This window comes from Pseudaeromonas sp. HNCC25DJ180 (assembly GCF_055413345.1).
In genome coordinates, this window is record NZ_JBVAYF010000005.1 from 1 (window position 1) to 16,916 (window position 16,916).

Annotated in this window: 19 protein-coding genes; 2 read left to right on the top strand and 17 right to left on the bottom strand. The window is 53.4% G+C overall.

The genetic code is table 11. The features are described from left to right. Positions 1 to 168: 168 nt before the first annotated feature. From ybgF to ACZYTD_RS05600, 17 genes are all read right to left on the bottom strand, one after another. On the bottom strand, positions 169 to 951 hold the full coding sequence (ybgF, locus tag ACZYTD_RS05520; RefSeq protein ID WP_463890121.1) for a tol-pal system protein YbgF: 783 nt from the start codon (positions 949 to 951) through the stop codon (positions 169 to 171). 13 nt (positions 952 to 964) lie between these two features. Beyond that, complete coding sequence (gene pal, locus ACZYTD_RS05525; RefSeq protein ID WP_463890123.1) at positions 965 to 1,474, bottom strand: peptidoglycan-associated lipoprotein Pal; 510 nt, start codon at positions 1,472 to 1,474, stop codon at positions 965 to 967. A gap of 31 nt (positions 1,475 to 1,505) precedes the next feature. Beyond that, a complete protein-coding gene (tolB, locus tag ACZYTD_RS05530) occupies positions 1,506 to 2,810 on the bottom strand; it encodes a Tol-Pal system beta propeller repeat protein TolB (RefSeq protein ID WP_463890125.1) in 1,305 nt (434 codons plus the stop codon). A gap of 2 nt (positions 2,811 to 2,812) precedes the next feature. Then, a complete protein-coding gene (locus tag ACZYTD_RS05535) occupies positions 2,813 to 3,148 on the bottom strand; it encodes a cell envelope integrity TolA C-terminal domain-containing protein (protein WP_463890127.1) in 336 nt (111 codons plus the stop codon). A 248-nt stretch (positions 3,149 to 3,396) separates the two neighbouring features. Further along, positions 3,397 to 4,434 carry a cell envelope integrity protein TolA gene (gene tolA / locus ACZYTD_RS05540; protein ID WP_463890128.1) on the bottom strand — a complete coding sequence of 346 codons (1,038 nt, stop codon included), beginning with the start codon at positions 4,432 to 4,434 and terminating at the stop codon, positions 3,397 to 3,399. A gap of 27 nt (positions 4,435 to 4,461) precedes the next feature. After that, complete coding sequence (gene tolR, locus ACZYTD_RS05545; RefSeq protein ID WP_463890130.1) at positions 4,462 to 4,896, bottom strand: protein TolR; 435 nt, start codon at positions 4,894 to 4,896, stop codon at positions 4,462 to 4,464. Next, positions 4,896 to 5,519 carry a protein TolQ gene (gene tolQ, locus ACZYTD_RS05550; protein WP_463890131.1) on the bottom strand — a complete coding sequence of 208 codons (624 nt, stop codon included), beginning with the start codon at positions 5,517 to 5,519 and terminating at the stop codon, positions 4,896 to 4,898. The genes tolR and tolQ overlap by 1 nt, the downstream gene beginning before the upstream one ends. Before the next feature lie 37 nt (positions 5,520 to 5,556). Next, on the bottom strand, positions 5,557 to 5,985 hold the full coding sequence (gene ybgC, locus ACZYTD_RS05555) for a tol-pal system-associated acyl-CoA thioesterase (RefSeq protein WP_463890133.1): 429 nt from the start codon (positions 5,983 to 5,985) through the stop codon (positions 5,557 to 5,559). Between the two features lie 213 nt (positions 5,986 to 6,198). Further along, positions 6,199 to 6,303 (bottom strand): cytochrome bd-I oxidase subunit CydX, encoded by a 105-nt coding sequence (gene cydX / locus ACZYTD_RS05560; protein ID WP_463890134.1) that lies wholly within the window; start codon positions 6,301 to 6,303, stop codon positions 6,199 to 6,201. A gap of 12 nt (positions 6,304 to 6,315) precedes the next feature. Then, positions 6,316 to 7,455: a cytochrome d ubiquinol oxidase subunit II gene (gene cydB, locus ACZYTD_RS05565; protein WP_463890136.1), complete on the bottom strand. Its 1,140-nt coding sequence runs from the start codon at positions 7,453 to 7,455 to the stop codon at positions 6,316 to 6,318. A gap of 14 nt (positions 7,456 to 7,469) precedes the next feature. Further along, positions 7,470 to 9,026 (bottom strand): cytochrome ubiquinol oxidase subunit I, encoded by a 1,557-nt coding sequence (locus tag ACZYTD_RS05570; protein ID WP_463890137.1) that lies wholly within the window; start codon positions 9,024 to 9,026, stop codon positions 7,470 to 7,472. Between the two features lie 666 nt (positions 9,027 to 9,692). Next, a complete protein-coding gene (ruvB, locus tag ACZYTD_RS05575; protein WP_463890139.1) occupies positions 9,693 to 10,700 on the bottom strand; it encodes a Holliday junction branch migration DNA helicase RuvB in 1,008 nt (335 codons plus the stop codon). Between the two features lie 12 nt (positions 10,701 to 10,712). After that, positions 10,713 to 11,330, bottom strand: coding sequence for a Holliday junction branch migration protein RuvA (gene ruvA, locus ACZYTD_RS05580; RefSeq protein ID WP_463890141.1), 618 nt, complete (start codon positions 11,328 to 11,330; stop codon positions 10,713 to 10,715). Positions 11,331 to 11,421: 91 nt separating this feature from the next. Continuing rightward, positions 11,422 to 11,952 (bottom strand): crossover junction endodeoxyribonuclease RuvC, encoded by a 531-nt coding sequence (gene ruvC, locus ACZYTD_RS05585; RefSeq protein ID WP_463890143.1) that lies wholly within the window; start codon positions 11,950 to 11,952, stop codon positions 11,422 to 11,424. 86 nt (positions 11,953 to 12,038) lie between these two features. After that, on the bottom strand, positions 12,039 to 12,779 hold the full coding sequence (locus tag ACZYTD_RS05590; RefSeq protein WP_463890144.1) for a YebC/PmpR family DNA-binding transcriptional regulator: 741 nt from the start codon (positions 12,777 to 12,779) through the stop codon (positions 12,039 to 12,041). An 81-nt stretch (positions 12,780 to 12,860) separates the two neighbouring features. Continuing rightward, on the bottom strand, positions 12,861 to 14,624 hold the full coding sequence (gene aspS, locus ACZYTD_RS05595) for an aspartate--tRNA ligase (protein WP_463890145.1): 1,764 nt from the start codon (positions 14,622 to 14,624) through the stop codon (positions 12,861 to 12,863). A gap of 23 nt (positions 14,625 to 14,647) precedes the next feature. Continuing rightward, positions 14,648 to 14,995 (bottom strand): FmdB family zinc ribbon protein, encoded by a 348-nt coding sequence (locus ACZYTD_RS05600; RefSeq protein WP_463890146.1) that lies wholly within the window; start codon positions 14,993 to 14,995, stop codon positions 14,648 to 14,650. Between the two features lie 146 nt (positions 14,996 to 15,141). On the opposite strand from ACZYTD_RS05600, the gene cmoA reads away from it, so the two are divergent. After that, positions 15,142 to 15,882, top strand: a complete 741-nt coding sequence (gene cmoA, locus ACZYTD_RS05605) for a carboxy-S-adenosyl-L-methionine synthase CmoA (RefSeq protein ID WP_463890147.1) — start codon at positions 15,142 to 15,144, stop codon at positions 15,880 to 15,882. Continuing rightward, positions 15,879 to 16,859, top strand: coding sequence for a tRNA 5-methoxyuridine(34)/uridine 5-oxyacetic acid(34) synthase CmoB (cmoB, locus tag ACZYTD_RS05610; protein ID WP_463890148.1), 981 nt, complete (start codon positions 15,879 to 15,881; stop codon positions 16,857 to 16,859). Before cmoA ends, cmoB begins: the two co-directional genes overlap by 4 nt. Positions 16,860 to 16,916: the final 57 nt, after the last annotated feature.

Consider the following 16,916-nt stretch of genomic DNA (forward strand, 5'->3'; position numbering starts at 1 on the left):
GAGCTAACGACCCACTCTTTTTGTCGCCACCTAGGCTTTCGCTTCCAGGCGCCAACGGCGGCCTATAATACGGATTTAGATGCCTGACGCAACAGAAAAATCGAGATTTCTATTCGTTTGCTCAGGCTTCATCCAACCCATTTGATTTTAGTTCAAATATTAGCTGTTTTACTTGGTGTTCAGGGCTTTTTGGGCCAACTGTGCCGAAGGAGAATCGGGATACTGCTTGATGACAAGCTGGAAGAACTTGCCCGCTTTTTCCTTATCCCCTTCACTCAAAGTAATCATACCCAACTTCAGCAGTGCATCTGCTCGCTTGGGAGAATCTTTGAACTTTTGCGCCACAGTGAGAAAATTCGCCTTGGCGCTCTCTTTATCACCCTGATTATATTGCAGCTGGCCTAACCAATAATGAGCATTCGGTACCAAGCTAGACTGCGGATGCTGTTTGATAAAAGCCTCAAAAGCCGGGATAGCCTTATCATAGCTCTTATCTTTCATTACCAGGTTAACCGCAGCCTCATAGGCCTTGCTCTCCTCTGCCGTTGCCGGCACGGTCGCAGCCGCACCAGGAGTGGCCTGGGGGGCAGCAGCCGTGGTCGCGCCTACCACTGCCGTGGTGGCAGGTGCGGCAGTCGTAGCCGGTGACGCAGTGGCACTAGACTTGACCTTATCCAGCTCCTGATAGAGAGCCTTCTGGCGTTCCGTTGCCTGCTGGAGCTTGTAATTGGCCTCTTCCAGACTGCCACGCAAATCACGCACTTCGTTGCTCAACGCATCGACCTGCTGCTGCATCTCAATCTGAACCAGATTCCGTGAATTGACCATACGCTCAAGCTTGTCGACACGCTCTTCGACCGACAGGTCCTCTGCATGCACGACTGAAACCCAAGCCCCGGAAGAAAAAAGAGCGGCCATAAAAATGGCCGCTTTCATCGATACGGTATTCATCAACCGCTAAACCTTAGTAAACCAGAACGGCACGACGGTTCTTGGCGAAAGCATCCTCGGCGTGACCTGGATCGGCTGGCTTCTCTTCACCATAACTCACAACAGAGAGTTGAGAAGCATCTACACCCAAGTTCTGCAGGTACTTGGCAACAGCCTTGGCACGACGCTCGCCCAAAGCGATGTTGTACTCAGGAGTACCGCGCTCGTCGGTATGGCCTTCGACCAGAACCTTGGTGGCATTATGTTCCCGCAGGAAGTTAGCATGGGCCTGCAGCAGATCGGCGTATTGGCCTTCGATGGCATCTTGGTCAAAACCAAAGTAAATGGTGTTGTCTTGACGCAGGGCTTCGTACTTCTGGCGCATTTGCTCGTCAGCAGACAGACCTTGATCAGCTGCACCCATTGTTTCCTGGGCTGCACCTTCTTGTGCTGCAGCATCAGAATCGTTGCTGGAGCTACAGGCTGCCAGAGTGAACATAGGCAGGGCGATCATCAAGCTTTTCAGCAGGTTATTAATTTGCATCACTGTTCCTTGGATATTCTATTATTGAGGGTTAGTTCAAAAACGGCGACCAGGCCGGCGCACGCACCTCGCCTGTAGTAGACGGTAGATTTGCCTTGAATCTGCCATCAGCAGAAACCAAAGCAAGCCCCTGTCTTCCTTGGTAGACGGTGCTATAAATAATCATACTGCCGTTTGGTGCGACACTAGGAGACTTGTCCAATGATGATTGCGACAGCACATACACGGCGCCAGACTCCAGGTCTTGTCGGGCTATACGGTATTGACCCTGAACTCGACTGACCATGACCAGAGATTTGCCATCCGGACTCATGGAAGAGGCCAGATTCATGTCACCATCCCAGGTCACTCGTTGCGTTCCACCCGTGGCCAAATCTACTCTATAAATTTGTGGTTTGCCACCCCTCTCGGAGGTAAACACTATGCTTCGGCCATCAGGTGACCAGGAAGGCTCGGTATCTATAGCACGATCTGCTGTGAGACGAGTAAGTTGCCGAGAACCAACATCCAGCACATAAATATCCGGTTGACCATCCTTGGAGAGCACCAATGCGAGCTTGCGGCCATCAGGAGACCACTTGGGCGCACTATTGATGCCAGGGTAAGCTGCGACCAGGGTACGTCCCTGGCTATAGATATCCTGGACGAAGATGGAGGCACGACGTTTTTCAAAACTGACATAGGCCAACTTGCGGCCGTCGGGAGACCAAGCAGGCGACATCAGCGGCTCTTTCGCGCTGATCAATGCCTTCTCATTGTAACCATCATAATCGGCAATCATCAGCTTATAGGGATAAGCCGCACCATGATTAAAGGATATATAGCTAATGCGGGTCAGGAAGGCTCCACGCTCGCCAGTCAGGCGCTCATAGACGATATCGGAGATACGGTGGGCATATTGACGTAACTGCTTGCCGGAAACAGTGGCCACTCTGCTGTCCAATATGCCACCGGCAGCATTGCTCTTACCCTTAAGTACGTCCACCAATTCGAAGCTGACACGATACTGATCGCCACCGGCTGGCTCTATGGTACCCACCACCATGGCTTCAATGCCCATATTGGACCAAATCGGATAGTTGATTTCCGCGGCATGGTTGGGTGTCTGAGGCATTTCAGTACGCTTCAGCGGGCTAAATTTACCACTGCGCATGAGATCTGAGCTGATGACATTGGCCACGTCCTCGGGCAAGGTGCTGCCGCCTGCCCACTTAAACTGAGGCACTGCCACCGGGCGGCCACTGTCAACCCCGCCCGTTACCAAGATCTGTAACTCGGCAAATGCGCACTGACTGATAAACAGCCAGGCAACCACGACAGCAAATAGTTTCTTCATCTTCACCTACTTCCAGGTTGTAACGTCAATAACATGGTTTGATAGCGCTCATACTGAGCCTCGCTTGGCACAGGAAACTGTTTGAGATGACCCAGAGTGCGACGAGCTGCCTGGCATACTCTGGCATCGCCCTTCCCTCCAGCAATCGCAATCACAGCCCCATTAGGCGCAATCGAGACACTCAGGTCTGCACACTGACGCCCGTGCAGACTCTTGTCACCTTGCCAATGTTGCTGAATGCTCTGCACCAGATCTGCCTCATAGTCTGTCGATTGCTTAGCCATGGCAGGAAACGCCACCATTGTCAGCAAAGTGCAGCTCATCATCAATCGTTTCATTTTTTGTTTCCTTCAAGTCTGACATCACAAAGAAAACCCCTGAGAACGAAATGTAGGCAGTCCGGGGCACTGTTGAGCACCCTATCACTTAGTCATCTGACCAGTCCCCCGTGTTTGCGCCATTTTTTAATGACAATCAAAAAAATTGTATAAAAAAACATCTACCGCAAAATACCTATTGACAAGTTACATAGCAGCCATAACCTCAGCCCGGCAAAACCAGCCAGAGGCCCACGAGAAGTGAGCGTTTACAGCTGTAGAGTAATCGACAAATCGAAATCCGTTACATTGTAGGACTTGGGATTCGGTAACGAGCCAATCTTGTTCATTGCCGCCTTTGCCGCTGAACAGATAGCCTGATCGCCCTCGCACGAGCCAATACTGATAATCAGCCCATCCGGTGCAATCTTGACCTTCAGCACCGCCGTTTTGCCCTTCATATTCTGGTCAATAAACATATTGCGCTGGATAGTCGAGGCCACCACGCCGCCATAAGCATCATCGCCACTGCCGCCGCCTGGCCCAGCCTGGTTACCCGGAGTGCCCGGAGTATCGCTCTCCAAATCACTGAACAGATCCTCTTCTAGCTTCTTGGCTTCCTGAGCATTTTTCTTCTTAGCCGCATCAGCCTGCTTCTTCTCTAACGCCTTCTGCTTGGCCTCCTCGGCCTTCTTGCGTTCGAGCTCCTGCTTCTTCTCGACTTCTTTTTTCTTCAGTTCATCTTTTTTCTTTAATTCATCTTTCTTTTTCTGCTCTTCGAGTTTCTTTTGTTCTTCCAGCTTTTTCTGCTCTTGAGCCTTTTTTAGATCTTCTTGCTTCTTGAGCTCTTCAGCTTTCTGCTCATCGAGTTTGCGCTTGCGTTCCTCTTCATCACGCTGCTTTTCCAACTCTTTTTTCTTCAGCTCTTCTTTCTTTTTCTTCTCAAAGGCAATTTTCTTCTCTGCATCCAGACGCTGACGCTCAACCTCTTTCTTGCGCTCCGCCTCTTTCTTGACCTTCTTCTGCTCTTGCTCCTTGCGCAGTCGTATGGTGTCCCGCTCCTTCTGCTGGCGCACCACCTCCACCTCTTCTTTTTGCTCCTGCTCTTCGGCCTGCTTCTGCTGCTTCTGTTGTTTCACAAACTCGGCGTGTTGCTTGAACTGCAGTTGGTCTATTACCACTGCATGCACCACAGAGCCGCCCCCGCCACCACCTGGTCGCTTGGGCTTATCAATATTCCACTTGAGAACAAAAGCCAAGATGAGCAGAGCGTGCAAAAATAGCGACACCACTAACGGGCCAGTCATACTACGTTTCACTACGCATACCCCTGATCATTTTTTGGTACCGGTCGGCTCGGTCATCAAACCAACGGTTGGTACGCCCGCATCCTTGAGCGCCGCCATCAACTGGACAACAGACTCGTAGGGTACCTTGGCATCACCTTGCACCACGACAGGTGAATCAGGATGAACACGCAGGTACTGCGCCACCTGGCCGGCTAAATCCACCAGATCCAGGGTCTCTTTATGGCTATCGCCAATATCCAGGAAATAGCGTCCGGTAGCATCTACTGAAGCCACCACGGGGATCTTCATCTCTTCAGACAAGGGTTGAGAATCAGCCTGGGGAAGATCAACTGTTACCCCTTGCATGATCACGGGTGCCGTTGCCATGAAAATGATGAGCAATACCAGCATCACGTCGATATAGGGCACGACATTGATCTCGGCCACCGCCCGCTTTCTGCTGCGTTGGTGAACTTGCATCAGCGATCACCTTTGCCAACCAATTGGCGGTTGAGAATAGTCGAAAACTCATCCATGAAGTTGATGTAGCTATTCTCCAACCGTCCAAGCTTGGTAGTAAAACGGTTGTATGCCACCACAGCCGGAATAGCGGCAAACAGACCCATGGCCGTGGCGATCAGCGCCTCGGCAATCGGGGGGGCCACCATGGCTAGGGAGGCATTCTTTACCGCAGCCAGCGCGACGAAGGCATGCATTATGCCCCAAACCGTACCAAACAACCCGATATAGGGGCTGATGGAACCCACTGTGGCCAAAACTGGCAGATGAGTTTCCAACTCATCCACTTCACGAGATAGCGAAACTCGCATGGCGCGATATGTGCCATCCATCACCATCTCCTGGCTACGCGGCCCACCATTATGCAGGCGAGCAAATTCCTTGAAGCCAGAGAAGAAAATCTGTTCCAGACCGGATAACTCATCGCGGCGGGCAGAACACTCCTGATAGAGACGATTCAGATCGATTCCGGACCAGAAACGCTCTTCAAACTGATCGGATACCGCTTTGGCTGCACGCAGCAAACGGGTCCGCTGGTAAATAATGGCCCAAGAGGCAACAGACATGCCAAGCAGGATCAGCATGACAATTTGTACCAGAGGGCTGGCATCTAAAAGCAGGTTAGTAAACGACAGTTCCGTGGGTTGCACTGGTAAAAACTCCCTTGATGACGTCAGGAAAAGCTGTTGGTTTCATTACCTGATACAAGACACAGGCAATGGTAACGTTGGCCGAAACGATAAGCCGACCACTCTCATCTTCGATTGATTGATCGAAAATCATGGAGGCCCGCTTCACTTCGCTGATCCGGCTGCGAACCAGTAAGCGTTGATTGAATTTGGCAGCACTACGAAAATCGATATTGATATGGCGGACCACAAAAGCGATGCCCTGAACCAACCAGGTATCTTGCTCTATACCCAATTCGCTAAGCCACTCGGTACGTGCCCGTTCGAGGAATTTCAAATAATTCGCGTTGTAGACAATCCCCCCAGCATCCGTATCTTCGTAATAGATACGAATGGGGAATAGAAACTCTTGTCCACTCATCAGACCATGAACCCCATAGCTGAAAAACTGCGCCTAGTGTACCCCAGCTAAAAGAGGGAAAGAAGGTGATCAGAGTCACTTGTTTTACGGGTTGTCAGCCAAGAGACAACTCACGGCCCTTTGCGGCACATAGAAAGGGAACATACCTGAACCCTAACCATGAAAAAAGCCATCCGCAGATGGCTTTCTCTTATACAAGTGACTACTGGTCGCTTACAGCTTGCGGTCCAGATTCTCATTATGCTCAAGCCACAGGGCATTGATGACGCCGAAGGCACAGGCCAATAACACCCCTAGGATCCAAGTAAAATACCACATTACGTCTTCTCCTTAGTATGCTGAGTGCTTGTTGGCATCAATGTACTGTTTGTTGATACGACCAAACATCTTGAAATAAGTCCAGATGGTATAGCTCAAGACTATGGGCACAAAAATTATCGCCGCCACCAACATGACCGACAGGGTATTCTGCGACGAGGTCGCATCCCACACCGTCAGGCTATGAGCTGGATTCAGGCTAGAGGGCATGATGAAGGGGAACATGCTAAAACCCGCTGTCAAGATGATACCAGTGATGGATAAAGATGAGGTCAAGAAGGCTAAGCCGCCCTTCCCCCAGCGTGCAATCAACGCCGTCATCAGCGCCATCAGTACACCCATAGCCGGAGCACTCATCATCCAAGGGTAAGTCTGGTAATTACGCATCCAGGAACCCGCTTCCACCGCAACCGTCTTGTGCAACGGATTGGAAACCCCATCCACCCCCATAAATTGGGTAATGGCGTAGCCATCTATGCCAGTGGCAACCCAGTAGCCGGCCACCATAAACAGGGTGCCCGTGATGAGACCGCCAAATGTAGCCATGTTCCGCGCCCGCGCCAACAGCTCGCCTTCTGTCTTCATCATCAGCCAGGTCGCACCCTGAGTCAGGATCATGAACAGACTGACGAAGCCGGCCAACAAACCAAAGGGGTTGAGCAGACCAAAGAAGTTACCTTCGTAACTGGATCGCAAGTAGATATCCATGCTGAAGGGTACCCCTTGCAACAAGTTACCAAACGCCACCCCGAACACGACCGGTGGAACAAAGCCACCGATGAACAAGCACCAATCCCAAGTAGAACGCCAGCGGGGATCCTCTATTTTGGAGCGATAGTCAAAACCGACCGGACGGAAAAACAACGCCATCAGGGTCAAGACCATAGCCACATAGAAGCCGGAAAACGCTGTGGCATACACCATGGGCCAAGCCGCGAAGATTGCCCCCCCAGCCGTAATCAACCACACCTGATTGCCATCCCAATGGGGGGCAATGGTATTGATCATGATACGGCGCTCAGTGTCACTCTTACCGAGGATGGGCAACAAGGCTCCCACCCCCATATCGAAGCCGTCAGTGACAGCGAAACCGATCAACAGGACACCCACCAGCGCCCACCAGACCACTCGTAACACTTCATAATCCAACATGAATGCTCTCCCTCTTAGGCTGCGTGGGTTTCAAAGTGATACTTGCCTGTCTTCAGGCTGCTGGGACCTTTGCGAGCGAACTTAAACATCAAGAACATCTCCACCACCAGCAGAACTGTATAGAAGGCACAAATACCCAGCAATGAGAACCAAAGCTCCCCTTCGCTCAGCGTGGATGCCGACATGAAAGTGGGCAACACTTCGGCTATGGTCCAAGGTTGACGGCCATACTCAGCCACCAACCAACCACACTCGATGGCAATCCAGGGCAGAGGTATTCCCCACAGCAACGCATGCAGTAACCACTTTCGCTCACCGATGCGATGCCGAGTGCTGTCATAAAAGGCAATACCAATCAGCAGCAGCATCAATACACCTGCCCCCACCATGATACGGAAGGCGAAGAATACAGGTGCCACATTGGGAATGCTGTCCTTGGCCGCCTGTTTGATTTGCTCATCCGTAGCATCGGTAATATTCGCGGTGTAGCGAGTGAGCAACAGACCGTAACCCAGATCCTGCTTCAGTGCATTGAACTGCCTGATGTTCTCTTCAGACTTATCACCAGCCTGCAGCTTGCCCAGCAAGGCATAAGCCTGCATACCGGTGCGAATGCGCTGCTCATGCTCGGCGACCAGATCCTTGAGGCCAGTGACCTGTTTATCGAGTGAGCGAGTGGCGATGATCCCCATGGCATAGGGGATCTTGATGGCGTAGTCCGTACGCATCTCGGCCTGATTGGGCAAGCCAATCACGGTAAACGCCGCTGGAGCTTCTTCGGTAGTCCATTCGGCTTCAATTGCCGCCAGCTTGACCTTCTGCAGATCACCGATCTCATAGCCAGACTCATCCCCCAGTATCAACACCGAGAGGATCGAGGCCATGCCGAACGCCGCAGCGATGGCAAAGGAACGACGCGCAAACGGCACATCACGCCCCTTCAGCAGGTAGTAGGAAGAGATACCCAATACAAACATAGCCCCAGTGGTATAGCCTGCCGCCACGGTATGAACGAATTTAACCTGCGCCACCGGGTTGAAGATGAGTGAGCCAAAACTCACCATTTCCATACGCATGGTTTCAAAGTTGAACTCGGCGCCCGTGGGGAATTGCATCCAACCATTGGCGATCAGGATCCAGAGGGCGGAAAGGTTGGTACCAATAGCCATCAACCAGGTGGACGCCAGATGCTGGGTCTTGGTCAAGCGATCCCAACCAAAGAAAAACATACCAATAAAGGTGGATTCGAGAAAGAAGGCCATCAGCCCTTCAATCGCCAGCGGCGCCCCGAAAATATCACCAACATAGTGGGAGTAATATGACCAGTTAGTCCCGAATTGGAACTCCATGGTCAAGCCTGTGGTCACCCCCAGCGCAAAGTTGATGCCAAATAACTTACCCCAAAACTTGGTCATATCCTTGTAGATGGGGTTGTTAGTCATCACATAGACAGATTCCATTATCGCCAGGATGAAGGTCATCCCGATGGTTAATGGCACAAATAAAAAGTGATAGAGCGCTGTCGCAGCAAACTGGATCCGCGACAGTTCGACCACAGTCTCATTGATCATGATATATCCTCACCGATGAACACCCTTTCGGCCCTTCCCATGGGAATGCCACTCCTTGCATTGGAATGATCTTTTGCTACGTAGACCAGGTTGATGGCCTGGATATGCGCCAACTTAACAAAACACAAACAAATGCAACACAAACGCAACAAACTGATTGTAAAGCTGTATTTTCTCCGGAGCTTTATAGCACTTAGCCCCGAACTGAGGCAACAAAGGGTAACCTTAACTCTTAAAACTGTTAACGTTCTGACTCTTTTAATATACGTAAAAAAAGTAAGTGATAATGTCAACCCACCCAAAAAACCGGCGGTTAGGCTCATCTCTCTTCTACAACATAGCTACATAGCTACATAGCTACATAGCTACGCTAAGCACCTATTTATCACTAGGGTGCGCCGTTGAACGCCATCCCCAACTTATCCAAGGAAAGGAGCACTTCCCCCTCACCTTCGATATTGGTGAAGAAAGGGGTTAGGCGCAAAGAGTTAACCTCGACTGTGGATCCGGCTCTGGCAACCCTATTGCACCCCTGACTTCACGGCTCCAGTTTCACACCTGCGGCTAACGAACGCTGTTGCGCTGGTTGGTTTTGCTTCCGCAAATTCAGATAGGCCAATAAAATGGCAGAAGATCATGCCTAACTCAGCTTAGCTTAATTTAGGCTCAGAGGGGTTTTGGCGGTAAACCGAAATGTTGATAGGCTCGCTGAGTGGCAATCCGACCTCGGGGAGTACGTTGCAAAAAACCCTGCTGGATCAAAAAAGGCTCCAGCACATCCTCTATGGTCTCCTTTTCTTCCCCTATGGCCGCAGCCAAGTTGTCCAGACCAACCGGGCCCCCCATAAATTTGTCGATCACCGCCAACAGCAGCTTGCGATCCATATAGTCAAACCCCTGTTTGTCTACATCCAGCATATCCAGCGCTTGGGCGGCAACGGGTTCACTGATATGGCCATCGGCACGAATTTCGGCAAAATCCCGAACCCGACGCAGCAGCCGGTTGGCGATACGCGGCGTACCCCGAGCACGGCAAGCTATCTCATAGGCTCCCTCAGCCGCCATGGACAAACCCAGACAACGGGCACTGCGCGCAACAATATCGGCCAGATCGGCTACCTGATAAAACTCCAGACGCTGCACTATGCCGAACCGATCTCGCAAGGGCGAGGTCAATGAGCCCGCTCTAGTGGTGGCACCAATCAGGGTAAAGGGCGGCAACTCCAGCTTGATGGAACGGGCAGCAGGACCCTCACCTATCATGATATCCAGCTGATAATCCTCCATGGCCGGATAGAGGATCTCCTCAACCACAGGACTCAAGCGGTGGATCTCATCGATGAAGAGCACGTCGTTGGGCTCAAGGTTGGTCAATAACGCCGCCAAGTCGCCGGCCTTCTCCAACACCGGGCCAGAGGTGGTCTTGATATTCACCCCCATCTCGTTAGCCACAATATTGGCCAATGTGGTCTTACCCAGACCGGGCGGGCCAAAGATCAGCAGGTGGTCCAACGCCTCGGCACGACGACGCGCCGCCTCGATGAAGATCTCCATCTGAGAGCGCACATGATCTTGCCCTTGGTAATCGGCAAGCAGCTTGGGCCGGATGGCGCGATCGATGCTCTCGTCTTCATACAGCTCTTTAGGCGCGAGTAAACGGTCGGCTTCAATCATGGCTTAAGCTCCTCATAACATGGCCCGCAAGGCTTCACGGATCACCGCTTCGACCTGCATATCCGGTTTGTAGATCTTACCTACCACCAGGCTCGCCTGCTGTGGCTTGTAACCCAGGGCCAGCAAGGCAGAGATGGCTTCACCTTCAACGCTGGAAGGCGCATCACTGTTAGCCTGCGCGGAGGTTAACGCATCCGTATGCGGTGTAAACAGGGGGCCGTCGTTCCACCCCTTGAGCCGGTCCTTCATCTCGACCACTAAGCGTTCGGCAGTCTTTTTGCCTACCCCTGGCAACTTCACCAGGATACCAATCTCTTCTCGCTCCACCGCACTGACGAACTGGGCAGCCGACATCCCCGACAGGATCGCCAAGGCCAGTTTAGGGCCGACACCGTTGGCCTTAAGCAATTCACGAAACAGTGCCCGGGTACGTTTCTGGGTAAAGGCATAAAGTAACTGTGCATCCTCCCGCACCACAAAATGGGTATAGAGGATGGCCTCTTCACCCAGGGCCGGCAGTTCGTAGAAACAGGTCATGGGTAACTGCAATTCATAGCCGACCCCGCCGACCTCCAGCAAGATCTCCGGGGGTTGTTTTTCAATGATGATGCCTCGCAGTCGCCCGATCACGTCGTATGCTCCCTTACTCTGGTTGCCATCAGGATAATGAATAACTGGATGGACATCCAGCTTTTACTGCCTATGAGTGCGGTCGTGAGCGTTAACGCAAACGCCCACGCACTGTGCCTAGCACGGTTGAGCCTCGACCGGCCATGCGGATCAGGCTCTGATGGGTGTGGCCATGACACAGGGCTACCGCCAAGGCGTCAGCCGCATCGGCCTGGGGCGTCCCCGGTAACTTCAGCAACTGACAAACCATGTGCTGCACCTGTTCCTTGTCGGCGCCCCCATGCCCCACCACAGATTGTTTCACCTGGCGGGCAGAATACTCGGCCACCACCAGGCTGGCATTGGCCGCCGCAACTATGGCGGCCCCTCGGGCTTGACCCAGTTTCAAGGCCGAGTCGGGATTGCGAGCCATGAAAACCTGCTCGATGGCAAACAGTTCCGGCTTAAACTGCAGGATCACCTCGCAGACGCCGTCATAGATCTGCTTGAGTTTGGGTGCCAACAGCTCACCGCTAGTGCGAATGCAGCCAGAGCCCAGATACTCCATACGCCCAGCCTGCAGACGAACCACCCCATAGCCGGTAATACGCGAACCTGGATCTATGCCAAGAATAATGCTCACTCTGCCCTCCTTGAACAAATAACCGATTGCGCAGCAAACAAAAGGGGAGCCGCAGCTCCCCTTATCACCAGACAGGGCTGGCTCAATTACAGAGTGTCAGCCACTTCATCGGAGATGGAGCCGTTATGGTACACCTCCTGCACATCATCCAGGTCTTCGAGCATGTCGATGAGACGCAGCAGCTTGGGCGCGCTCTCAACATCCAACTCGGCCTCGGTGGAGGCGATCATGGTGACCGAAGCATTGGCCGGTTTAAAACCGGCTGCTTCCAGGGCATCGAGTACAGTACCAAAATCGGCCGGGGTGGTATAAACCTCAACAAACCCACCCTCTTCACTCACCACATCATCAGCACCCGCTTCCAGAGCAGCGTCCATCAGTGCGTCTTCATCCGCCCCTTCGAACGTGATCACCCCTTTCTTACTGAAGAGATAGGAGACTGAGCCATCCGTACCCAGGTTGCCGCCACTCTTACTGAAGGCATGGCGTACTTCGGATACGGTACGGTTACGGTTGTCGGTCATGCATTCAACCATGACGGCCGTGCCGGCTGGGCCATAGCCTTCATAGATCAGGGTTTCCAGTTCGGCACCGTCGCCCCCTCCGGCACCACGTTGAATAGCACGGTTGACGGTATCACGAGTCATGTTATTGGACAGTGCCGCTGCCACTGCCGCACGCAGACGCGGGTTGGCAGCCGGATCGGCATCCCCGACCCGTGCCGCAGTGGTAATTTCACGGATCAACTTGGTAAAAATCTTACCCCGTTTGGCATCCTGAGCCGCCTTGCGGTGTTTGATGTTGGCCCATTTGCTATGACCTGCCATAGAAAATTCTCCGTATACGCAGTTTGTATGACACGGTCGCCACCTGGCGACCATGCTGAAATCAGATGAAGCTCCAGCCCATCAGGACTTGTGCACCGTGCTCTGAATGGCTAATTCAGCTAGCGCGGCCGGGTTGCCGAAGCTGGGCGCATCTGTCATCAGACAGGCAGCCGCCGTGGTCTTCGGGAAGGCAATCACATCACGAATATTGTCAGTACCGGTCAACAGCATGGCCAGACGATCCAGGCCAAATGCCAGCCCCGCGTGTGGCGGTGTGCCAAACTTTAGGGCGTCCAGCAGGAAGCCGAACTTCTCTTGCTGATCCTGCTCTTCAATACCCAAGATCCGGAATACTGTCTGCTGCATGTTGTTACGATGGATCCGTACCGAACCACCGCCTACTTCGTAACCGTTGATCACCATGTCATAGGCATTGGCGTAGGCGGCACAGGGATCCTGCGCCAACTGCTCGGCGCTCATATCCTTGGGCGCGGTAAAGGGGTGATGCATAGCGGTGAGCCCCCCTTCGCCATTTTCTTCGAACATGGGGAAGTCGATGACCCACAGCGGCTTCCAGCACGACTCGACAAGCGCCAGATCCCGAGCCAGGCGCAAACGCAGCGCCCCCATGGCATCACACACCACCTTGGCCTTATCCGCGCCAAAGAAGATAATGTCACCATCGGTCGCGCCAGTGCGAGTCAGTATCTCCTGCACTATCTCGGCATTGAGGAACTTGGCGACCGGTGATTGTACCCCATCGAACCCCTTGGCAACTTCGTTGACCTTCATCCAGGCCAGGCCCTTGGCGCCATAGATAGCCACAAACTGGGTGTACTCATCAATCTGTTTACGGGAGATCTGCGCGCCTCCCGGCACCCGCAGCGCCGCCACTCGGCCCTTGGCATCATTTGCTGGCGCGGCAAACACGGCAAACTCCACGCTCTTGAGCAGATCGGCCACATCCACCAACTCCATGGGGTTGCGCAGATCCGGCTTGTCAGAGCCGTAGCGACGCATGGCCTCATCGAACGTCATGATGGGGAATTGGCCGAGATCGGCACCCGCGACTTCCAGCCACAGTTCCCGGATCAATGCCTCCATCACCTCACGCACCTGTTCAGCACTCATGAAGGAGGTTTCAACATCAATCTGGGTAAATTCCGGCTGGCGATCGGCACGCAAGTCTTCATCCCGGAAGCACTTGACGATCTGATAGTAACGATCGAAACCGGACATCATCAGCAACTGTTTGAACAGCTGGGGGGATTGCGGCAGGGCGTAGAACTTGCCCTTGTGCACCCGGCTCGGCACCAGATAATCCCGGGCCCCTTCCGGCGTGGCCTTGGTCAGCATGGGGGTTTCAATATCCAGGAAACCATGCTGGTCCATGAAGCGGCGCACTATGCTGGTGATACGAGCTCGAGTCTTGAGAGATTGAGCCATTTCCGGGCGCCGCAGATCCAGATAGCGGAACTTCAAGCGCTGCTCTTCGCTGTTGTTCTGATTAAAGTCCAGCGGCAGAGGATCGGCTCGGTTGATGATCTCCAACTCATGGGCAAAGACTTCAATGGCACCGGTTGCCATATCTGGGTTGACCTGGGACTCAGGGCGTGCACGCACCGCACCGGTAACACGAATACAAAATTCATTGCGCAGCTCAGGAGCCAGGGCATAAGCCTCGGGACGATCCGGGTCAAAAAACACCTGAACTATCCCTTCCCGATCCCGCATATCGATGAAGATGAGACCACCAAGGTCACGACGACGATGGACCCAGCCGCACAGAGAAACCTGCTGATCCACATGGCTGGCATTAACCTGTCCGCAATAGATGGTGCGCATGGAGTATTCCTTTGAAAAATAGATTATTTGCTGGCTGGGCAGCCCTTGCAGCCGCGCGCAGACTCACAAGTGCCCCAGTTTTGCCTGGTACCCACTTTGAAGTCCGTCCCACACCTGCTATCGCCCTTCAGGGGTAAGCCTGGGACCGAAAGTAGTTTCCCGAGTGCCGGCGCCTGGCAGGCCGGACAATCCGTCAAGGGCGCATCAGCCAGCTTTTGCAGCTTTGCCAGCTGATGACCACACTGTTCGCATCGATATTCGTAAATTGGCATAGTGCGTGTTTCGCGCTTGTAATGAATGAACTGCATCACCAAACCAAAAAGGCCCGCCATTATAGGGTAAATCTGCGGCGCTGATAACACCCGAGCCATGACTCAACTCTAAAAGAGCTCGCCTTGGCGGCGGAACATCACATTTTTACGCGCGGCATAACACTTTTCTGTTAAAATATCGCCCGCTGTCTGCAGTCGGCCTGCGCCGGCTTCGCCTTTCACTCCAGCATCGGGTTACTCCTACCATGCACAAGAAAGATCACCTCTTCGCCGCCCCCCTAGCCCAGTTGGGGGACTTCTGCTTTGATGAGCAGGTGGTTGAAGTATTTCCGGACATGATCCAGCGATCCGTGCCCGGCTATTCCAATATTCTCTCCGCCATCGGCATGATGACCGAGCGTTTTGCCCAACCCGGCTCCCGGCTCTATGACTTGGGCTGCTCCTTGGGCGCGGCGACCCTGATGATGCGCCGCCATCTCCGCTTCGAGGATTGCCGCATCATAGCCGTCGACAATTCGGCAGCCATGATCGAGCGCTGCCGCAGCCACCTGAATGCTTTCAAATCGACTACGCCTGTCGAGCTGATTGAGGGGGATGTGTGTGACATTAGGATCGAAGATGCCTCAGTGGTAGTGCTCAACTTTACCCTGCAGTTTATCGACCCTAGCCAGCGTCTGGCGCTGCTACGCCGCATCTACCAAGGTCTGCGCCCCGGTGGGCTCTTGATCCTGAGCGAAAAATTCAAGTTCGAGGATGAGCCCGTCAGCGATCTCATCATTGATCTGCACTTGGATTTCAAACGCGCCAATGGTTACAGCGAGCTGGAGATCAGTCAAAAACGCACTCTGCTGGAAAATGTCCTGCGCGCCGACACAGTGGCCAGCCACAAGACGCGCTTGCACCAGGCAGGATTTACCCATGCTGACCTCTGGTTCCAATGTTTCAACTTCGGCTCGCTGGTGGCCATCAAGGAGTCTGCGGCATGATTGACTTCGCCACCTTTTACCAAGTGCTGGCCAAGGATCGTCTGAGTACTTGGCTCAATGTTCTCCCCGCTCAGCTCCACACCTGGCAACACGAGCAGTTGCATGGGGATCTGCCGCGCTGGCAACGGGTGCTGGCCAAACTGGAGCCCTACTGCGCTCACTATCGGGAGTTGAAATCCTCGGTGACGCTAGGCCAAGCCAGCGAGCTCACTGCAGGGGAACAGCGCAAGCTGGAAAATTTGCTGCAGCACCTACACCCCTGGCGCAAAGGCCCCTATCACCTGTTCGGCATTCACATAGATACCGAATGGCGCTCAGATTGGAAGTGGGATCGGGTACTGCCCCATATCACGCCACTCCAGGGCCGTAGGGTATTGGACGTGGGCTGTGGCAGCGGCTATCACATGTGGCGCATGCTCGGAGAAGAGGCTCGGTTAGTGGTCGGCATCGACCCCTCTCCGCTCTTCTTATGTCAGTTCAGCGCCATCAAGCAGTTGGCTGGTAATGATGAGCGGATCCACTTTCTCCCCTTGGGCATTGAACAGCTGCCCAAACTGGAAGCCTTCGACACCGTCTTCTCCATGGGGGTGCTTTATCACCGTCGCTCACCCATAGATCATCTGCTGCAGTTGCGCGATCAGCTGCGCGATGGCGGCGAGCTAATCTTGGAAACCCTGATTGTGGACGGTGGCCCCAATGAGGTGCTGGTTCCCGGCGAGCGTTATGCCCAGATGCGTAATGTCTGGTTCATTCCCTCCGGCGTGGCACTGGTCCGTTGGCTGGAAAAGTGTGGTTTCGAAAACGTACGAATTGTCGACGAATCCACCACCTCCACCGATGAACAGCGCCGCACCGCCTGGATGCGGAACGATTCTCTGGCCGAATTTCTTGACCCCACGGACCCAAGCCTTACTATTGAAGGCTATCCGGCGCCGAAAAGGGCCGTTTTGATTGCATCTCGGTGCGCGGAAGGCTAGTCCAAACTTCCTTGCCTGAGATACACTTGGTGCAATTTTGTTTAACCCAAACAGACG

Excerpts from the sequence above, each read along its gene's own strand:
- tolB (WP_463890125.1), bottom strand. The coding sequence starts at position 2,810 with ATGAAGAAACTATTTGCTGTCGTGGTTGCCTGGCTGTTTATCAGTCAG.
- ACZYTD_RS05590 (WP_463890144.1), bottom strand. The coding sequence starts at position 12,779 with ATGGCAGGTCATAGCAAATGGGCCAACATCAAACACCGCAAGGCGGCT.
- ruvB (WP_463890139.1), bottom strand. The coding sequence starts at position 10,700 with ATGATTGAAGCCGACCGTTTACTCGCGCCTAAAGAGCTGTATGAAGAC.
- ACZYTD_RS05600 (WP_463890146.1), bottom strand. The coding sequence starts at position 14,995 with ATGGCTCGGGTGTTATCAGCGCCGCAGATTTACCCTATAATGGCGGGC.
- ybgC (WP_463890133.1), bottom strand. The coding sequence starts at position 5,985 with ATGAGTGGACAAGAGTTTCTATTCCCCATTCGTATCTATTACGAAGAT.
- cmoB (WP_463890148.1), top strand. The coding sequence starts at position 15,879 with ATGATTGACTTCGCCACCTTTTACCAAGTGCTGGCCAAGGATCGTCTG.
- cmoA (WP_463890147.1), top strand. The coding sequence starts at position 15,142 with ATGCACAAGAAAGATCACCTCTTCGCCGCCCCCCTAGCCCAGTTGGGG.
- cydX (WP_463890134.1), bottom strand. The coding sequence starts at position 6,303 with ATGTGGTATTTTACTTGGATCCTAGGGGTGTTATTGGCCTGTGCCTTC.
- ACZYTD_RS05570 (WP_463890137.1), bottom strand. The coding sequence starts at position 9,026 with ATGATCAATGAGACTGTGGTCGAACTGTCGCGGATCCAGTTTGCTGCG.
- ybgF (WP_463890121.1), bottom strand. The coding sequence starts at position 951 with ATGAATACCGTATCGATGAAAGCGGCCATTTTTATGGCCGCTCTTTTT.
- tolR (WP_463890130.1), bottom strand. The coding sequence starts at position 4,896 with ATGCAAGTTCACCAACGCAGCAGAAAGCGGGCGGTGGCCGAGATCAAT.
- tolA (WP_463890128.1), bottom strand. The coding sequence starts at position 4,434 with ATGACTGGCCCGTTAGTGGTGTCGCTATTTTTGCACGCTCTGCTCATC.
- tolQ (WP_463890131.1), bottom strand. The coding sequence starts at position 5,519 with ATGCTGATCCTGCTTGGCATGTCTGTTGCCTCTTGGGCCATTATTTAC.
- pal (WP_463890123.1), bottom strand. The coding sequence starts at position 1,474 with ATGCAAATTAATAACCTGCTGAAAAGCTTGATGATCGCCCTGCCTATG.
- aspS (WP_463890145.1), bottom strand. The coding sequence starts at position 14,624 with ATGCGCACCATCTATTGCGGACAGGTTAATGCCAGCCATGTGGATCAG.
- ACZYTD_RS05535 (WP_463890127.1), bottom strand. The coding sequence starts at position 3,148 with ATGAAACGATTGATGATGAGCTGCACTTTGCTGACAATGGTGGCGTTT.
- cydB (WP_463890136.1), bottom strand. The coding sequence starts at position 7,455 with ATGTTGGATTATGAAGTGTTACGAGTGGTCTGGTGGGCGCTGGTGGGT.